Origin of the sequence: Microcoleus sp. PH2017_28_MFU_U_A, from assembly GCF_020738035.1 — a bacterium.
Taxonomy (GTDB): Bacteria; Cyanobacteriota; Cyanobacteriia; order Cyanobacteriales; family Microcoleaceae; genus Microcoleus.
This window is the reverse complement of sequence record NZ_JAEQCX010000139.1, coordinates 1-17,173: the sequence shown is the minus strand read 5'-3', so window position 1 is coordinate 17,173 and position 17,173 is coordinate 1. Positions and strand designations below refer to the sequence as shown.

13 protein-coding genes are annotated in these 17,173 nt (G+C 43.0%); 10 read left to right on the top strand and 3 right to left on the bottom strand.

The features are described from left to right. Positions 1-142: 142 nt before the first annotated feature. The 7 genes from JGK14_RS29685 to JGK14_RS29655 all read left to right on the top strand — a co-directional run bounded on the left by JGK14_RS29685 (position 143) and on the right by JGK14_RS29655 (position 7,285). The gene (locus tag JGK14_RS29685; RefSeq protein WP_293323671.1) at positions 143-2,746 is read left to right on the top strand and encodes a cation-translocating P-type ATPase; all 2,604 of its coding nucleotides are present in this window, start codon (positions 143-145) and stop codon (positions 2,744-2,746) included. Between the two features lie 449 nt (positions 2,747-3,195). Beyond that, the gene (locus JGK14_RS29680) at positions 3,196-3,618 is read left to right on the top strand and encodes a hypothetical protein (protein ID WP_293186956.1); all 423 of its coding nucleotides are present in this window, start codon (positions 3,196-3,198) and stop codon (positions 3,616-3,618) included. Positions 3,619-3,813: 195 nt separating this feature from the next. Continuing rightward, a complete protein-coding gene (locus JGK14_RS29675; RefSeq protein WP_293186955.1) occupies positions 3,814-4,152 on the top strand; it encodes a hypothetical protein in 339 nt (112 codons plus the stop codon). A 307-nt stretch (positions 4,153-4,459) separates the two neighbouring features. After that, on the top strand, positions 4,460-4,999 hold the full coding sequence (locus JGK14_RS29670; protein WP_293186954.1) for a general stress protein: 540 nt from the start codon (positions 4,460-4,462) through the stop codon (positions 4,997-4,999). 183 nt (positions 5,000-5,182) lie between these two features. Further along, positions 5,183-5,536, top strand: coding sequence for a DUF5335 family protein (locus JGK14_RS29665; protein ID WP_293186953.1), 354 nt, complete (start codon positions 5,183-5,185; stop codon positions 5,534-5,536). Positions 5,537-5,606: 70 nt separating this feature from the next. Next, entirely contained in the window at positions 5,607-6,425 is an 819-nt protein-coding gene (locus tag JGK14_RS29660; RefSeq protein ID WP_293199212.1) for an NADP-dependent oxidoreductase, read from the top strand. A 65-nt stretch (positions 6,426-6,490) separates the two neighbouring features. After that, positions 6,491-7,285, top strand: coding sequence for an SDR family NAD(P)-dependent oxidoreductase (locus tag JGK14_RS29655; protein WP_293219727.1), 795 nt, complete (start codon positions 6,491-6,493; stop codon positions 7,283-7,285). Between the two features lie 566 nt (positions 7,286-7,851). Here the strand turns inward: JGK14_RS29655 and JGK14_RS29650 are convergent. From JGK14_RS29650 to JGK14_RS29640, 3 genes are all read right to left on the bottom strand, one after another. Next, positions 7,852-8,916 carry an MAE_28990/MAE_18760 family HEPN-like nuclease gene (locus tag JGK14_RS29650; RefSeq protein ID WP_293214097.1) on the bottom strand — a complete coding sequence of 355 codons (1,065 nt, stop codon included), beginning with the start codon at positions 8,914-8,916 and terminating at the stop codon, positions 7,852-7,854. 15 nt (positions 8,917-8,931) lie between these two features. Next, entirely contained in the window at positions 8,932-10,125 is a 1,194-nt protein-coding gene (locus tag JGK14_RS29645) for a DUF262 domain-containing protein (protein WP_293207953.1), read from the bottom strand. 622 nt (positions 10,126-10,747) lie between these two features. Beyond that, the gene (locus tag JGK14_RS29640) at positions 10,748-10,924 is read right to left on the bottom strand and encodes a hypothetical protein (protein WP_325315827.1); all 177 of its coding nucleotides are present in this window, start codon (positions 10,922-10,924) and stop codon (positions 10,748-10,750) included. A gap of 98 nt (positions 10,925-11,022) precedes the next feature. Here JGK14_RS29640 and JGK14_RS29635 point away from each other — a divergent pair, with 98 nt between their 5' ends. The 3 genes from JGK14_RS29635 (at position 11,023) to mgtA (ending at position 16,751) form a co-directional block, all read left to right on the top strand. After that, the gene (locus JGK14_RS29635; protein ID WP_293285767.1) at positions 11,023-12,780 is read left to right on the top strand and encodes an ABC transporter ATP-binding protein/permease; all 1,758 of its coding nucleotides are present in this window, start codon (positions 11,023-11,025) and stop codon (positions 12,778-12,780) included. Positions 12,781-13,202: 422 nt separating this feature from the next. Next, on the top strand, positions 13,203-14,051 hold the full coding sequence (locus tag JGK14_RS29630) for a DUF6920 family protein (protein WP_325315826.1): 849 nt from the start codon (positions 13,203-13,205) through the stop codon (positions 14,049-14,051). A 183-nt stretch (positions 14,052-14,234) separates the two neighbouring features. Continuing rightward, a complete protein-coding gene (gene mgtA / locus JGK14_RS29625) occupies positions 14,235-16,751 on the top strand; it encodes a magnesium-translocating P-type ATPase (RefSeq protein WP_293226747.1) in 2,517 nt (838 codons plus the stop codon). The last annotated feature ends 422 nt before the right edge of the window (positions 16,752-17,173 follow it).

Sequence of the window (17,173 nt, the reverse complement as noted above, 5' to 3'; positions counted from 1 at the left end):
GCATCTTGCCTGTTGCTGACAATTAGGAACAGGCAAGATGCCTGTTCCACTAAAGAGTGAATTTCTTGTGGAACAGGCATCTTGCCTGTTGCTGACAATACTGAGATCGATCTATTTTTAATATTTCATAGGAAAAAGAAATATGGTTGCGACTTTCGATCCCAATACTGCGATCGGCTTATCTGAGCTAAATGCGATCGCCAGACTCAAAGACGACGGCTACAACGAACTCCCCTCGGCTGAGTCGCGCAATCTGTTATCGATCGCCTGGAACACCATTCAAGATCCGATTTTTCTCTTACTCGTCGGCGGTGGTATCATTTATTGGATTTTAGGCGACTTACAAGAAGCCTTAATTCTGATAGGTTTCGTCTTGTTTATCACCGGAATTAGTCTCTACCAGGAAGGCAAAACCGAACACGCCCTAGAAGCCCTGCGCGATCTTTCCAGCCCTCGCGCCTTGGTGATTCGGGATGGGGAACGAAAACGAATTGCGGGGCGAGAAGTGGTTCGAGGCGATTTCTTAGTGCTCGCGGAGGGCGATCGCGTGTCTGCGGATGCGATCGTCCTATCTTGCTCAAATCTCTCAACCGATGAGTCGTTATTAACCGGGGAATCCCTACCGGTTCGCAAAGTTACCGCTGTGGGTAACGTGGAGATGGCGCGTCCGGGAGGCGATGAATTGCCGTTTGTGTATTCTGGCACATTGGTGGTTCAGGGACAGGGAATTGCTCAAGTTAAGGCGATCGGCGCTCAAACAGAAATGGGCAAGATTGGCAAGGCTTTGCAGAAAATCAAGCCAGAAACGACGCCTTTACAACAGGAAATGAATCGATTGGTTAGTCGTTTGTTTGGCATTGCTTTATCGCTTTGTGTGGCAATTGTTGTAATCTATGGATTCACTACAGGAGATTGGCTTAAAGGAGTGCTCGCCGGCATTACCTTAGCGATGGCAATTTTGCCGAATGAATTTCCGGTAGTTGTGACAATCTTCTTAGCCTTGGGAGCTTGGCGGATTTCTCAGAATCATGTCTTAGCACGTCGCGCCTCGGCCGTTGAAACCGTAGGTTCCGCAACTGTTTTGTGCGTGGATAAAACCGGGACATTGACTCAGAATCAGATGGCTGTGCAGCAGTTGTTAGCCTACAACCAGGCAGAAAACCCTCAGCCTTACGATTTGGGATTACATTCATCAGAAGCACTCCCAGAAGCAGTTCATCAATTAGTTGAGTTCTGTATTCTGGCAAGCCAAAGAGATCCATTCGATCCAATGGAAAAAGCATTTAAGCAATTGGGCGATCGCTATTTGGCGGATACCGAACATTTGCACGGCGATTGGAAACTGTTGCGAGAATATCCGCTGTCACCGCATTTATTGGCAATGTCTCACGTTTGGGAGTCAGCAGATCGCAAGTTGTATGAAGTTGCGGCAAAAGGAGCACCGGAGGCGATCGCGGATCTCTGCCATTTCACGCCCCAACAGCAGCAAATGATGGCAGCGCAAGTTAGTCAAATGGCAAGTCAAGGATTGCGGGTATTAGGTGTTGCCAAAGCCTCACTTGTTGGTGCGCCGCCGCCATTTTTGCCACCTCACCCGTCGCTGAATATCGATCGTTTACCGGAAAAACAACATGACTTTCCGTTTGAATTTATCGGATTAGTGGGACTGTCCGATCCAGTACGTCCAACCGTTAAGGCGGCGATTCAAGAATGTTATAGCGCTGGAATTCGAGTCGTAATGATTACCGGTGATTATCCAGAAACTGCTCAAAGTATTGCCCGTCAAGTTGGATTGATGCAGATGGGAGCCATTGTCACCGGAGCAGAATTAGATGGCATGAGCGATGCTGAATTAGAGCAGCGGATTCAAAGTACAAATATCTTTGCACGAGCCGTTCCCGAACACAAGTTGCGGTTAGTTAATGCTTTGAAATCCAAGGGTGAAGTTGTGGCAATGACGGGAGATGGCGTGAATGATGCTCCTGCTCTCAAAGCTGCCCAAATTGGGATTGCGATGGGTGAGCGAGGCACGGATGTGGCTCGTGAATCTGCGGCTTTGGTGTTATTAGATGATGATTTTTCGTCGATCGTCCAAGCAGTCAAACTGGGGCGCAGAATTTTTGACAATCTCCGCAAAGCCATGTCATATCTGATTGCGATTCATATCCCGATCGCCGGAATGTCTTTGATTCCAGTATTGTTTAAGTTACCGTTAGTATTGCTTCCGGTTCATGTGGCATTTTTACATTTAATTATCGATCCAGCTTGCTCGATCGTCTTAGAAGCCGAACCCGCAGAAGCAACGGTGATGCAGCGCCCTCCCCGCAACCCCAAAGAACCTTTATTTGGCAAGAAAACGCTCTCGTTGGCTGTGTTGCAAGGGGGCGGAATTTTGGCGATCGTGCTGGCGATTTTTGCGATCGCCCTATATCGCAGACAAGGCGAATTTGATGCCCGTGCGTTAACGTTTACGACGTTAATTTTGGCAAATTTAGGACTAATTTTGAGCGAAGGTTCAACCTCGCACCTCAGCTTTAAAATACTGAAATCCCCAAATCCTGCGCTGTGGTGGGTGCTTGGTGGGGGACTGTTGTTCCTTGGGCTGGTGCTGTATGTCCCATTTTTGCGTCATTTGTTTAGCTTTTCTCTGCTACGTGCGATCGATCTTGCGATCTGCTTGGGCGGTGGATTGATTAGCTTGCTTTGGTTTGAACTGTTGAAACAAACTACAAAAGTCAGGCCATAGTCAGAGACGGGAAAACATTAGTTCTAGCAGCAAAGGTTGCTTGTGTAAAATTTAAAAATCAGGTATCAAATAATCAATCCACAGCCCGTATTTGGGAGAAATCAGGACACGGCAGTGCCGTTTCCCTACAATTATCTGGCGTAGGGAAACGGCACTGCCGTATCCTCGCTTGTCATTCCGGCGCAGCCGGAATTGACAACCGTTCTGATGCGCCAAAACACATCTCTATAGTGATAAATTAGCGATATATTTATTTTACAAAAACCTCAGATTTCCTTCACATTTTAAAGCTAGTATTGAAAATAATAACTCAGCAGCATCAAATCATTAAAGAGTTGTTTCAGTCTTTCACCAGTAGATGAGGTCACTAACAACAAAGACTTTTGTGGCCCAATGGCAATTGAATAACACTATCGACAAGTCCGATAAACTCAACTAGAGGAATCACCATGAGTACGACAATTGACAACTTCACCAAACAACTCCACGACAATTTAGAAGCGATTGAAGACCGGGCAAAATTGCTGAAGGAAAGCGTTCAATCTGCAACGAAAAATACTGAGGCTGAGCTGCAATCGAAACTCGACGAAATGAAGACAAATCTAGAAGCTAAGAAACAAGAATTTGATCGGTATCGGGCAAAGCTCCAAACTCAATTCGAGGAAACAGAATCTGAGGTGAAGTCGAACGTCGAGGAATGGAAGACGAGTCGCGAAGTCAAGAAACTCGAACATCGGGCGGATAAAGCTGAAGACTATGCGAATACAGCGATTTTATTCGCAATGGCGACGATGGAAGAAGCCGAAGCAGCTACCTTGAAAGCGATTTGCACGAGATTAGATGCCACAACTGCTGCGGGAACTACTAAGTAAGGAGGAGACGGCAATGCCGTTTCCCTACGCCGATTAATTGTAGGAAGAGGAGACGGCAATGCCGTTTCCCTACGCTGATTAATTGTAGGAAGAGATGGCAGTGCCGTTTCCCTACGCTGATTAATTGTAGGAAGAGGAGACGGCAGTGCCGTTTCCCTACGCTGATTAATTGTAGGAAGAGGAGACGGCAATGCCGTGTCCCTACGCAGATTAATTGTAGGAGGAGATGGCAGTGCCGTTTCTCTACGCCGATTAATTGTAGGAGGAGACGGCAGTGCCGTTTCCCTACGCCGATTAATTGTAGGAAGAGGAGACGGCAGTGCCGTTTCCCTACGCAGATTAATTGTAGGAAGAGGAGACGGCAATGCCGTGTCCCTACGCCGATTAATTGTAGGAGGAGATGGCAGTGCCGTTTCTCTACGCCGATTAATTGTAGGAAGAGGAGACGGCAGTGCCGTTTCCCTACGCAGATTAATTGTAGGGACACGGCACTGCCGTGTCCTGACTTTCGCTTTTCAAATGCGCCAAATTTGACCTAATTTAGAATGGATGCTTATGAGCGGAATAATGGCAATTATTCCGCTGTTTTTGTTTGTCATAAAATCCTCTTAAAATATTCAAAAGGTATAGATTAGGCTTGAAAATTTGTGTGAATATTCAATCAAAAGGTAGAGATTATATTGGGAAATTTTTGTTAAAGTTTCAGTGAACGGCGAAAGAAACCAAAGCTGAGATTCAATCGAAACTCGACGAGGTGAAATCGAACGTTAAAAGATAAAAAGCAAATCAAAAATCAAAAATTTTGTCCGTCATGCGGACAAATAACAAAGGAAACAAACTCATGTCATACACACATACAATTGTTGGTCATTTCCCCTCCCATTCAGAAGCTGAAAGAGTTGTATTGGAGCTGCAAAAAAAAGGCTTCGATATGCAAAAGCTCTCGATAATTGGCAAAGACTACCACACAACTGAACACGTGCGCGGATTTCTCACCTGGAAAGATACAGCCAAAGCTGGAGCCGCAGGTGGTGGTTATTGGGGTAGCTTCGTCGGAGGTTTATTTGGCATTTTAGCCGGGGCTGGAGTGCTGTTTATTCCGGGAATGGCTCCTATAGTCGTTGCTGGCCCCATTGCGGGGGTGTTGGCGGGTTGGTTGGAAGGAACGGTTGTTGGTGGCGTTGGTACCGCTGCTGTAGGAGGATTGGCTGGTGCCTTGGGAGGCTTAGGAATCCCGAAGCATGAGGTGGTGAAGTATGACACTCAAATCCAAGCAGGCGAGTTTATTATCCTGGTGACAGGTAGCAATCACGATGTCAGTCAGGCGAAGCAAATGCTAGACAGAATTAGTCAGGAAATGAGTATGTCGATCGCAGTCTAAGGCTTTCAACTAACAACAATAGGGGAGTATTCCACTCCCAAGAGTCCGTCAGGTTGATGAGAGGGTCGGCACGGGGGCACGACCCTACAAAAACCTCGTTTTCCTGAGAATAAAACAGCCCTCTCATGCTCAATTGCTTTTTACTACTCTTTTACAGGAATCATGATGGTGAATAAAATGGAAATGACCAACAAGATTGAAATCAACAAATCTGTGCCCCGCGAGCGATGGGGTGAATTTTTCGATCAGTTTACCGATGGCAATCGCGGACGGCGTATTTCGATCGAAATCATCGGTTCAGAAGTCGGTGATGCAGAACTGATTAAGAATTCACCGCTTCATGCGATGGTTTACGATCGCCCTGGAAAAGGAGATGATTTGGTGATTGAAGTTGGTAAAGATGAGGTGACTTACGCTCACACGATCGATTCACCAACTGAAGTTTTAACGGGACAAAACTCACTCGGTGTGATGGTAGCGCTTCGGATTAGTGACGCTGCTGGGACACAAACATTGATCGAATTACAAGTTAGTTGAGCTGGTTGGATAATTCTGAGTTCAACAGGACTTACCCAAACAGTCAACTTTTACAGGTTAGGAGCAAATTATGACAGATATCATGAGCCGCGAAATTCACCTAGTCTCCCGCCCCAACGGGATGCCAACCGCAGCTAATTTTGCGATCGCCCAAACCGAAATAAAGCCACTTCAAGACGGACAAGTGCTCGTTCGCAATCGCTATATATCAGTCGATCCGTATATGCGCGGACGCATGAACGAGAGCAAATCCTATGTTCCGTCCTTCGAGTTAGGTAAAGTTCTACAAGGCGGCGCAGTCGGCGAAGTCATCGAATCGCGTGCCCCAGAATTCAAGCCTGGTGATGCCGTCACTTCCAACTTTGGCTGGCGGGAATACTTCACCGCAGCGCCCAAAGAGTTGCATCCTGTCAGCAGCGAAATTCAACCGCTATCGGTTTATCTCGGTGCGATCGGTATGACGGGGATGACGGCTTGGGCTGGATTGAATTTGGTAGATGTTAAAGCAGGCGATGTGATTTTTATTTCGGGTGCTGCGGGCGCGGTGGGAAGTGTGGCGGGACAACTGGCAAAATTGCGCGGATGTCAGGTTATCGGCTCAGCAGGTTCAGCGGAAAAAGTCAAGTTTCTGCTAGAAGAATGCGGATTCGATCGCGCTTTCAATTACAATTCTGGCCCAGTCCTCGAACAATTGAACCAAGCGGCACCGGACGGAATTGATGTTTATTTCGATAATGTAGGAGGCGAAACCCTGCAAGCGGCGCTCTCAGCCCTGCGGGTGCACGGCCGGATTATCGCTTGCGGTAGTATTTCTGGTTACAACAAGCCGCAGCCGGGCCCGAATAATCTGTTTAATATGATTGGCAAAATGGTGGTAAAGTTGGATTAGGGTGCGATCGATTAATTTAACCCAAGTTGTAGAGAATTGTTTGACGTTATTTGGTTTAACAAAGTATGGATCTCAAACTATCAGGAAAGATTGCATTGGTCAGTGGTTCAACGGGTGGAATTGGACTGGCAATTGTTACCACACTTGCCGAAGAAGGAGCGACGGTCATTGTCAATGGCAGAACGCAAGAGCGCGTAAATAATGCGATCGATCGCATTCAGCAAAGTGTGCCGAATGCCAAACTTCAAGGAATTGCTGCCGATTTGGGAACGCCAGCCGGAGTTGAATTGCTACTTCAAAAAGTACCAGAAGTCAATATTTTGGTGAATAACTTAGGAATTTATGGCTCCAAGGCCTTTGAAGATATCTCCGATGAAGAGTGGATGAACATTCTGGAAGTGAATGTGATGAGCGGTGTGCGGCTCTCGCGCCATTATTTGCCGCTGATGCTGAAGCAAGATTGGGGACGGATTATTTTCATCTCTAGTGAATCTGCTTTGAATATTCCCGCCGAAATGATTCATTATGGCGTGACTAAAACTGCACAATTGGCGTTGAGTCGCGGTTTGGCGGAAACAACCGTGGGCAGTCATGTAACTGTAAACACGGTATTGCCGGGGCCAACTCGCTCTGAAGGGGTGGAAGACTTTATCCAGGGATTATCGAAGGATCAAAATATTTCGATCGAACAAGTTGAGAAAGAGTTTTTTACTAAGATGCGTCCATCTTCCCTAATTCAGCGATTTGCTTCAACGTCTGAAGTTGCTGCGTTAGTTGCGTTTGTTGCCAGTCCCTTAGCTTCTGCGATTAATGGGGCTGCCCTACGAGTTGAGGGTGGAGTAGTGCGATCGATTGTGTAGCGAAGTTTTTACCTTGATGTGCTTGGAAAATCTCTCACTCCCTACATTTCCGAACAGAATGCTTTCGTTCAAACAAAAATAAGGAGCGTTACATTTCATTAACTCACCCTAAAGCGATCGCTATTCCTGTGAGTCGTGATTTTTAGGCGATCGCACTTAACCTACAAGATCAGCGATCGCGCCCTTTACTCACAGAATACCAGACCGAACCACACTACAGCGTCATGCAGATATGATTGAACGTGGTAGTGTCGAAGGAATTGCGGAGGAGTTGGACTACAAAAATGTGAAGGAGCGGTATCTTGCTGCGGTGAAGGCGATCGGTCAAGCTTAATCAATCTGCGATCCCACTTAACCGACAAGAGCAGCGATCACATTAATGAACATCCCAAAAATCAGATAATTACAAATTCATCATGTTTAAAAGTAAAAAGGCGCGTTGAGTAACGCACCTACAGCGATGGCGATCGCACTGTGCCTGAGACAACGCGATCGCCAATTAGCTTAAGGTAATATGAGGATCGCCATTATTCCTGTAGGATCAATCTCAACTAAGAGCGATCGCACTATTTTTTGATTATGTAAAATGTTTGGTTAGGCTTTATTTTAGGCTCAACGCTAATACCAATATTTGTTTTTTCTATAACTGCCAGTTCTGGATATGATTGATCATCTAATCGAATGGTCAAAATAGGTTTTTTATAAAATCTTCCTTCTTTAGTTTCAATAATTAGCATATCTTTAACTTTTATCGTATAATTTTCAATCTCAAATGCTAATATTTTATCATTAAAAATTTTAATCACCTTTTCTATTTTTTGAAAAGTATGTATTGATTCTTGTTTGATAAATTGTTCAAATAATGCTTTAAAAATAGCTTGACAATATTTTTCTAAAAATTGAATATAAGGTTCTAATTCAGATATGCTTTTGATATCCTCTACGTTTTCTGAACCGTGAGCAATTTGGTTTCGTCTTTCAACTAAATCATTGATTTTATTGTACAAAATATCTTTTCCTATTGTGGAAATTCTTTCTGGTGTTAAACCGATCTCATTATTAAGTTCTTCATTCTTCAGTAATTCATCGTTTAAATCTAAACTTAACTTATTGAATATTTCTACAATTTTATTATGTTTTAAATTACCTGATAAAAGAACAAACGCTTCTGTGTTAATTTGATAGTTGCTAGGATTAACAATACATTCATTTAACTTCTTTAATACCTCCTCTTTTGTAAGATGCTGATATTTAGCACTTTCTCTGGTTGCAATAGTATTTATCAATTTTAAAGACAGTTCAAAATGATTAATTCTAATCTTTTCATCCACTTGATTATATTCAGGTACTACTTTAGAGAGGGAATCAAGATATTCTTTAATCCAGATTTCTACATATTTTTCTAGCAGTCCATAAAGTGAAATAATAGAAGCTTTATATTCAAATATTCGTTTATCTGTTCTAAAACCCCTATCATGCTCTTTTAGTCTATTAAGTAATTCCTTGATTTGTCCATTGTCAGTGTCTATAATGGCATAAGCTGTTAAATCATTTACATATTGAATGTGTTTTAAATATTCTTTAATTTGATTTAATTCTCTTTTGAAGTTTTCCAATGATTGTATATTCATAATTTCTACTAAAGTTTATTTAATATAGGTTTGTAGAAATTTTTGAAAATACTGAATGCGTGCTTCTACATCTTTTTTGTTATTATAGCTACCATCAAAAAGATGTTTACTTTTTTCCTGTTGTATAAATGGTGATTTTCTACCGGAATATAAACTCTTCTCTATAGTCCCTTTGTGTTTAAGAAAAATTTCTTTGTGAGAAATATTATTTGCAAATACCTGCATTATTGGATCATAAATAGTTTTTAATGGCGTTTTTCTGTTACGCCCTTCATATGGAGGGATGAAAGCTGAATTTCCTAATATTTGATAAATTAAGTAAATAGTCTCATTAAAAATATTTTCAAGTTTATTCATTGTTTCATCAGGATAACTATTTGCTTGTTTTAAATACTCATCTAAAAATTTATCTACTGGGGATTTTAACTTATCTATATGACGATAAGCAAAGAACCGCAAAACTAATTCAACATCCTCCATTTTGCGATAAGACTCACTTTCAAGTAATTTTTTTTCTCCTTGACTTTCTAAAGGTAAATTCCACATTTTACGAAAATATTCATTTTGAGAAAGTTTTATACATAATTGGTTGAATTTACCATTTTGTAAAGCATTTCTTGTTTCTTGTGCAGTTAGCTTCTCTCCTCCACTATTCAATCTTTCAAAAACTATCTGTTTGAGATATTCAGCTTCTTCTTTACTTTTAGCTGTTTCTTGCAATAAAATAATAGAAGACAAATATCGTCTATCTATACCTCTTCTAACTTGCTCAGGTAAATTTTGATAATTTCGCCCATTAAGTTCCTGCCAATACTCTAATCCTTCTAGATCAAATTTTCCTTTATAAAAATCATATATAGCTGTCAGTCTTTGTTGTCCGTCCATTACTTCATAAATAGAGTATTCTATTTCATACAGAAAGATAGGTGGAATTGGTACATTCATTATGAATGATTCTATCAAACGAGATTTTCGAGCATTGTCCCACCTTTTTCTACGTTGGTATTCAGGATTGAGGATATATTTTGCACTGTCAAGCATAGCTTTTATACTATCAAGTGGATAACGAGCTTGTTCTGTTACAATTCTTATCTCTCCCTTTTTGTATTTTTCGTTAATTTCATCATCTGGCGGAAAGTTGTGAGTTGTATCTGGTCTATTTTGAGAAATAAATGTTTCACCTGAAATTAAATGGCTATTTGTAATCATATTTATTCTTCCTTGTTAATTATGAGATCAATGAGTGCGCGACAACTAGCGGCTTGGGTTAAGTGCGATTATTATGGGTTGCTATGCCCACTTTTTTTGATGAAGCGAGATCACCGCTCTTTTGGGTCGGCTTAATAAAATTACTCCAAATAGCAGTTTAGTGCGATCGCCGATCTTTTAGGGGCATTATAACTGTGTTTTTGGCTAACTGTCAAGTTACTGCGATCGCTTTCTCCGATGAAGGACGATCGCCTCAATTATCTATCTGCTAGAGGTTTTGCTGTATGCGATCGCTATTCCTGTGAGTCGTGAGTTCTAGGCGATTGCCTCAATTATCTATCTGCTAAAGGGTTTGCGGTGAGCGATCGCTATTCCTGTGAGTCGTGAGTTCTAGGCGATCGCCTCAATTATCTATCTGTTAAAGGGTTTGCTGTAGGCTATCGCTATTCTTGTGAGTCGTGATTTTTAGGCGATCGCTCAAACCCAGTAAATTTATCCTAGTTTGATAATTTATCCGCATTCTAATCACTATCTTGCTCTATTCGTGTGTATTATACCACAGCAAGGTTTTAATGTCAAAGATGCGAGGGTATCCTTTAACTCCAAGGGTGAACCCATCTACTTAACAGCTAGCAGCGATCGCGGCACGAATATTCAAGGACTTTTGCAGGCGAAGGCAATACTTGAAAGTAATCAGTAAAGATTGCTGGTGATGGAGCAATTTATGGAACCAGGGGCGATGTTCCGCTACTACTCCTTGCCGATCGCGCTGCCATCTTTCCTGGACACAGTTTGACACACCTGCTATTTTTCAAAGCCAAGATTTGGAATTTTTGCGCTTTCAATCCTGTTTTCCTATTATATTAAATAGGTGAGCAATTTTGTATGAAAAAAGTAATGCAACGATTTAATCTAACTATACTCAAACAATTCTGGGCGATCGCCAAATCTTACTGGTCAAGCGACGAAAAATGGCGCGCGCGCGGCTTATTGCTATTAGTGATCCTGTTGTCCCTTGGCTACACAGGACTAAGTGTACTGCTCAACAACAAGCGAGGCGAGCTAATTTCGGCATTATCGGCTCACGATGAAGCTAGATTTTGGCAAACAATTCTAATTTTTGCCGGGACATTAGTTATTTATGCACCATTATATGCAGGCTATGATTATTTGCGCGATCGCCTGGGCTTGGAGTGGCGGCGATGGTTGACTAACTATTTTGTCGATCGCTATTTCCAGAATCGGGCATTTTATAATCTAAATCATGCCGATGCTGACATTGATAATCCCGATCAGCGGATTGCTGAAGATGTCAAAAATTTTACCCAAGAATCGTTAAAACTACTGCTGGCGGTAGTTGATTCTTTGTTGGCTGTGGCGGCGTTTAGTGGCGTGCTCTGGGGCATTTCTAAGCCATTAATCTTGTTTTTGGTACTCTACGCGCTGGTTGGTACTTTGGCGACTGTTGGGGTATTTGGGAAGCCCTTGATGCGACTCAATTTTGGGCAGCTTAAAAAAGAGGCCGATTTTCGGTTTAGTTTAGTGCGGGTGCGGGAAAATGCTGAGGCGATCGCCTTTTATCAGGGAGAACCGCGTGAGTCCGCTCAAGTCAAAGGCAGATTTGTCGAAGCTTTCGACAACTTCAAGCGCTTAATTTTTTGGGAGTTGAATCTGAATATCCTGACTAACGCCTATGAATTTATTCCCTTCATTTTGCCAGCAATTGTAGTCGCGCCCGGCATTTTTGCGGGTGACTTAGAAGTTGGTAAAGTTACTGAGGCGCAAGGAGCTTTCATTCGAGTCTTTTTCTCGCTCAATCTAATTGTGGCACGCTTTCAATCCCTTGCTACTTTTGGCGCGGGTGTCGAGCGTTTATACACCTTTTTAGAGTGTTTGGAAACTGATCGCTCAACTTCCCAGGAGTCTGAGGACGCCCTGGAAACAAGTATCAAAACTGAAATTGCCGATCGACTGGCGATCGAAAACATGACCCTTCAAACACCGAACCGTCAACGGACTTTGGTGGAGGATCTATCGGTGAAACTCTCTACTGGCGAGGGTTTGCTGGTGAGAGGGCCTAGCGGTTGCGGGAAAAGTTCTTTGTTAAGGGCGATCGTTGGACTGTGGGATGCAGGAAGTGGCACAATTTCGCGGCCTACCCTGGATAAAATGTTGTTTTTGTCGCAGCGTCCTTACATGATTTTAGGGACGTTACGAGATCAAATGCTGTATCCAAATATGGATTCGGAAGTTGAAGATTCGCAGTTGAGGCAAATTTTGATGCAGGTAAATTTACCCGATTTAGAGCAAACGCATGGAGGATTTAACACTGAACAAAACTGGGCGGAGCTTCTATCTTTGGGAGAACAACAGCGCCTTATTTTTGCACATCTTCTGCTCAACAAACCTAGCTACGCCATTTTAGATGAGGCTACTAGCGCCCTCGATCCTGATAATGAAAAACATTTATACCAACAGTTACAAGCCTCTGGTATGACATTTTTGAGCATTGGACATCGAGAAAGTTTGAGTAATTATCACGAGTCTATTTTGGATTTGACCGCAGATCATACCTGGTCTTTAACAGATTCTGAAACTATATCTATCGAAATAGAAACGGAGGATACGGCAGTGCCGTTTCCCTACCCCAATTAATTGTAGGGAAACGGCACTGCCGTCTCCTGATTCTTGATTGGTTGTGCTTAATCTATTCCTATTGACAGAGATTACACTTAAAAATTTGAAGTCAAATATCTGTACTGCGATCTGGGTATTTTTCAACTTTGTGATTTTCTATATGCTGTATGCCGCGATCGCCAATAAACTCGATGTCTGGCTCTGGATTGGTTATGGATTTGTATCTCTAGAAGCTATAATTTTACTAACCTTTCGATTCGTCTGCCCATTAACTCTGATTGCACGGAAGTATTCAAATTCAACAAAGGAAAATTTTGCGATTTATTTTCCTAATTGGCTATCAAAGTATACGTTTTCAATATATACGACTATTTATTTGTACGATCGTTCTTATCATCACCATCTATCAACTTCTAAATCAACAAACATAGGTAAGTATCATGTGGATTAAGTGGATGGCAATTGTTGGTGTTTTAATCGTAGTCAGCTTGGGAATTGCTGCGATCTATGGTAGCTATCGCTGGCAGTCAAACACCGATCGCCTACGAGCCAAATTAATAAATGGACAACGGACAATTAAGTCCCAAATCTATGACCAAAAAGAGATCGAAGGCTTGCCAGAACCCGTGCAGCGATTCTTTCAGACAGTAATTAAGGACGGACAAGCGATCGTCTCTGCGGTCAAACTCTCTCAGCAGGGACTGTTCAATCTGAGTGAAACTGAAGATAAGTGGAGTCCGTTTACAGCCACTCAATTTGTGACGACTCAACGTCGGGGTTTTGATTGGGATGCACGCATCCAGATGACTCCTGGAGTTAATGCCTTTGTTCATGATACCTATCTGTTAGGAGAAGGCAGTTTATACGCATCATTAATCGGTCTTTTTACCATTGCGGATGTGCACGGTACGCCTGAAAACAATCAAGGTGAATTATTGCGGTTCTTGGCTGAGACTCCTTGGTATCCGACTGCACTATTGCCCAGTCAAGGTGTGCGCTGGGAGGCGATTAATGACACCTCTGCTCGCGCTACTTTGACGGATGGCGAGACAACTGTCTCCCTTGTATTTCAGTTTAATGCCGAAGGTGCGATCGCCACTATGCGGGCTGAGGCTCGTTATCGCGACAAGCTAACTGCGATGCCTTGGTGCGGGAGATTTGGGGAATATTCAGTTCGCAATGGGATGCTGATTCCTTTAGAAGGCGAGGTGGGATGGGAATATCCAGAAGGCATTCGGCTCTATTTTAAAGGAAGAATTACAGAGATTGAGTATGAGTTTGCATCGTGAGGGATGGCAAATTTAAAACGGGTGCATCTGGTGCTTTTCAAATATATTCGTAGGGGCGGTGCGAACAGTCTCTGAAGGGGTTTGGCGTTAAGTTGACACCAATGACCACTGCCGTGTCCATACACCTGAAATTAGGGCTGTCAAAGCTATAGTAAAACCTTTAAACAAATCAGGTATAAAATCATGAATCCACAGTCCATATTTTGGAGCTTGTCCACGGAGCAGGTGCTTCAGCAGACGCACTCTACAGCCACAGGATTAAGCCGTGCTGATGCAAAACAACGCCTAAGCCAGTACGGCGCAAACAGCCTCAAACAAACACACAAATCGAGCGCATTCGTGCTGTTGCTCAATCAGTTCAAGAGTCCGATTATCGTGATTCTGATTTTCGCGGCAGTGCTCTCGATTTTTCTGAAAGATGCGCTAGATGCCATCATCATTTTGGCGATCGTCCTAATCAGCGGACTATTAGGATTTTGGCAAGAGCGAGGAGCATCTAACGCCGTCGAAAAACTATTAGCATTAGTGCAAGTTAAAGCAACTGTGTTGAGGGATAATCAATCTCAAGAAATCCCCAATGAAGAAGTAGTTCCCGGCGATATTGTGGTGCTTTGTGCAGGTAAAAATATTCCCGGCGACTGTCTAGTTTTAGAGTCAAAAGATTTATCGGTGAATGAAGCAGCACTCACAGGAGAAACCTATCCGGTTGACAAATTTAATGGTGTATTGCCCGCTGAAACTGGACTAAATCAACGCACCAATTCCCTTTATATGGGAGCCAATGTGATTAGTGGAACGGGGAAAGCAGTAGTTGTTCATACTGGAAAAGATACTGAATTCGGCAAAGTATCGGAACGCTTGAAACTGAGGGCTCCTGAAACAGAATTTGAACATGGGTTGAGCAAATTCGGCTACTTTTTGATGGAAGTAACGCTCGTTTTGGTGGCTCTAATTTTTGCAGCCAACGTCTACCTGCATCGCCCTGTGCTCGAATCCTTTATGTTTTCTCTGGCGCTGGCGGTGGGTTTGACCCCTCAACTGCTACCCGCGATCGTCAGTGTTAACCTGGCGCGCGGTGCTCAGACAATGGCGAAAAAGCGGGTGATTGTGAAGCGCTTACCCGCGATCGAGAATTTTGGCAGTATGAATGTGTTTTGCACCGATAAGACGGGTACGCTGACGGAAGGAGAGGTGAAAATTCACTCTGCGGTTGATGTGGAGGGGGAAAATAGCGATCGGGTTTTACTTTACGCTTATTTGAATGCCGCATCTGAGTCTGGTTATGTGAATCCGATCGACAAAGCGATTCGCGAATACAAAACATTCGACATTTCGGGCTATCAAAAGCTCGATGAAGTTCCCTATGACTTTAACCGCAAACGTCTCAGCATTCTGTTCAAAAAAGACAGCACGCATTTGATTATTACCAAAGGTGCACTGAAAAATATTTTGGATGTTTGCTCAACCGTTGAAACTGCTGAATGGAAAACGATCGACATTGCGGATCGGCGACAAAAACTCCACCAACAAGCGGAAGATTTGGGCAGTAAAGGATTCAGAGCCTTGGGTGTGGCTTATCGGGATTGTGAGCAAGATTCCTTCACCAAAGATGATGAAACAAACATGACATTTCTGGGCTACCTTGCGCTCTTCGATCCGCCAAAACCTGGCATCGCTGATACTCTAAAAGAGTTGCAATTACTGGGAATCACTCCGAAAATGATTACTGGAGATAGCAAGGCAGTTGCTATCAGTATTATTCAGCAGGTAGGACTGCGTGAATCAAAAGCTTTGACTGGATCTGAGCTAGAAAAAATCAGTGATGAAGCCTTGATGCACCTAGTACAAAATACCAATGTTTTTGCTGAGGTAGAACCAAATCAAAAAGAGCGGATTATCATCGCCCTTAAAAAAGCAGGGAATGTCGTGGGATATCTGGGAGATGGCATTAACGATGCTTCTGCGCTTCATGCCGCTGATGTTGGTATCTCAGTCGAAAGTGCCGTGGATGTTGCCAAGGAAGCTGCTGACATTGTGTTGATGGAAAAGGATTTGAATGTCCTGATCGAAGGTGTTAAGGAAGGACGGATTACATTTGCCAACACTTTAAAATATGTCTTTATGGCAACTAGCGCTAATTTTGGTAATATGTTTAGCATGGCGGGAATTTCTCTGTTTCTGCCCTTTTTGCCTCTGCTTCCGAGTCAGATTTTGCTGACGAACTTATTAACTGATTTCCCAGAATTGACCATTGCAACCGATCGCGTAGACAAAGATTTAGTCAACAAACCGCGCCGGATGGACATCAAGTTTATCCGCAACTTCATGGTCGTGTTTGGTTTGCTAAGTTCCATATTTGATTACCTGACGTTTGGGGCGCTGCTGTTGCTGCTACACGCTCAACCACAACAGTTTAGAACCGGCTGGTTTTTGGAGTCTGTCATCTCTGCTTCGATGGTTGTGCTGGTTGTTCGTACCCGCAAATCTATTTTTGACAGTAAACCCGGAAAATACTTGTTGATGGCGACGCTGGCTACCGTAGGAGTGACGATCGTCATTCCCTGGACACCTCTAGGAACGCTGCTGGGATTTCAACCGTTGCCGTTGAGTTTTGTGCTGGTGCTGGGTGCGATCGTCCTGTTGTACGTTACGGTGGCTGAGAATGTGAAACGAGTGTTTTATCAACGAGTGAAATTTTAGTCGTTAAGGCGCAACACTTAGGAATAAAAAATCAATAACTTGATGAATCGTCAGATATAATTAAAAATAGGGATAGCTTACTTATTTGACCAAAACAGAGTTCAAATTGCAACTTTTTGTAGCGAAATGTGGTATATGTTTTTAGACAAAAATTAGGTTTAAATTAGGAAGTGCGATCGCTCATAACTCAGTAATGACCCAAGAATGGCAAAATACCTTGATTCAATCGCGTAAGGGCGATCGTACTTTCAACAGTTCTGAATACAGAAACCCAGTTGCTTAAAATAATACAATACGCTTGGGTTAAGACAGAGTCCCCTAAGCCGTTACATAAATCCTACCCAAAGTTACTCAAGATTGGACAATATTGGACTTTGAGCTTCGTTTACTTCCTGCTTCATCCTGGTAGTGTCGGCACTCAC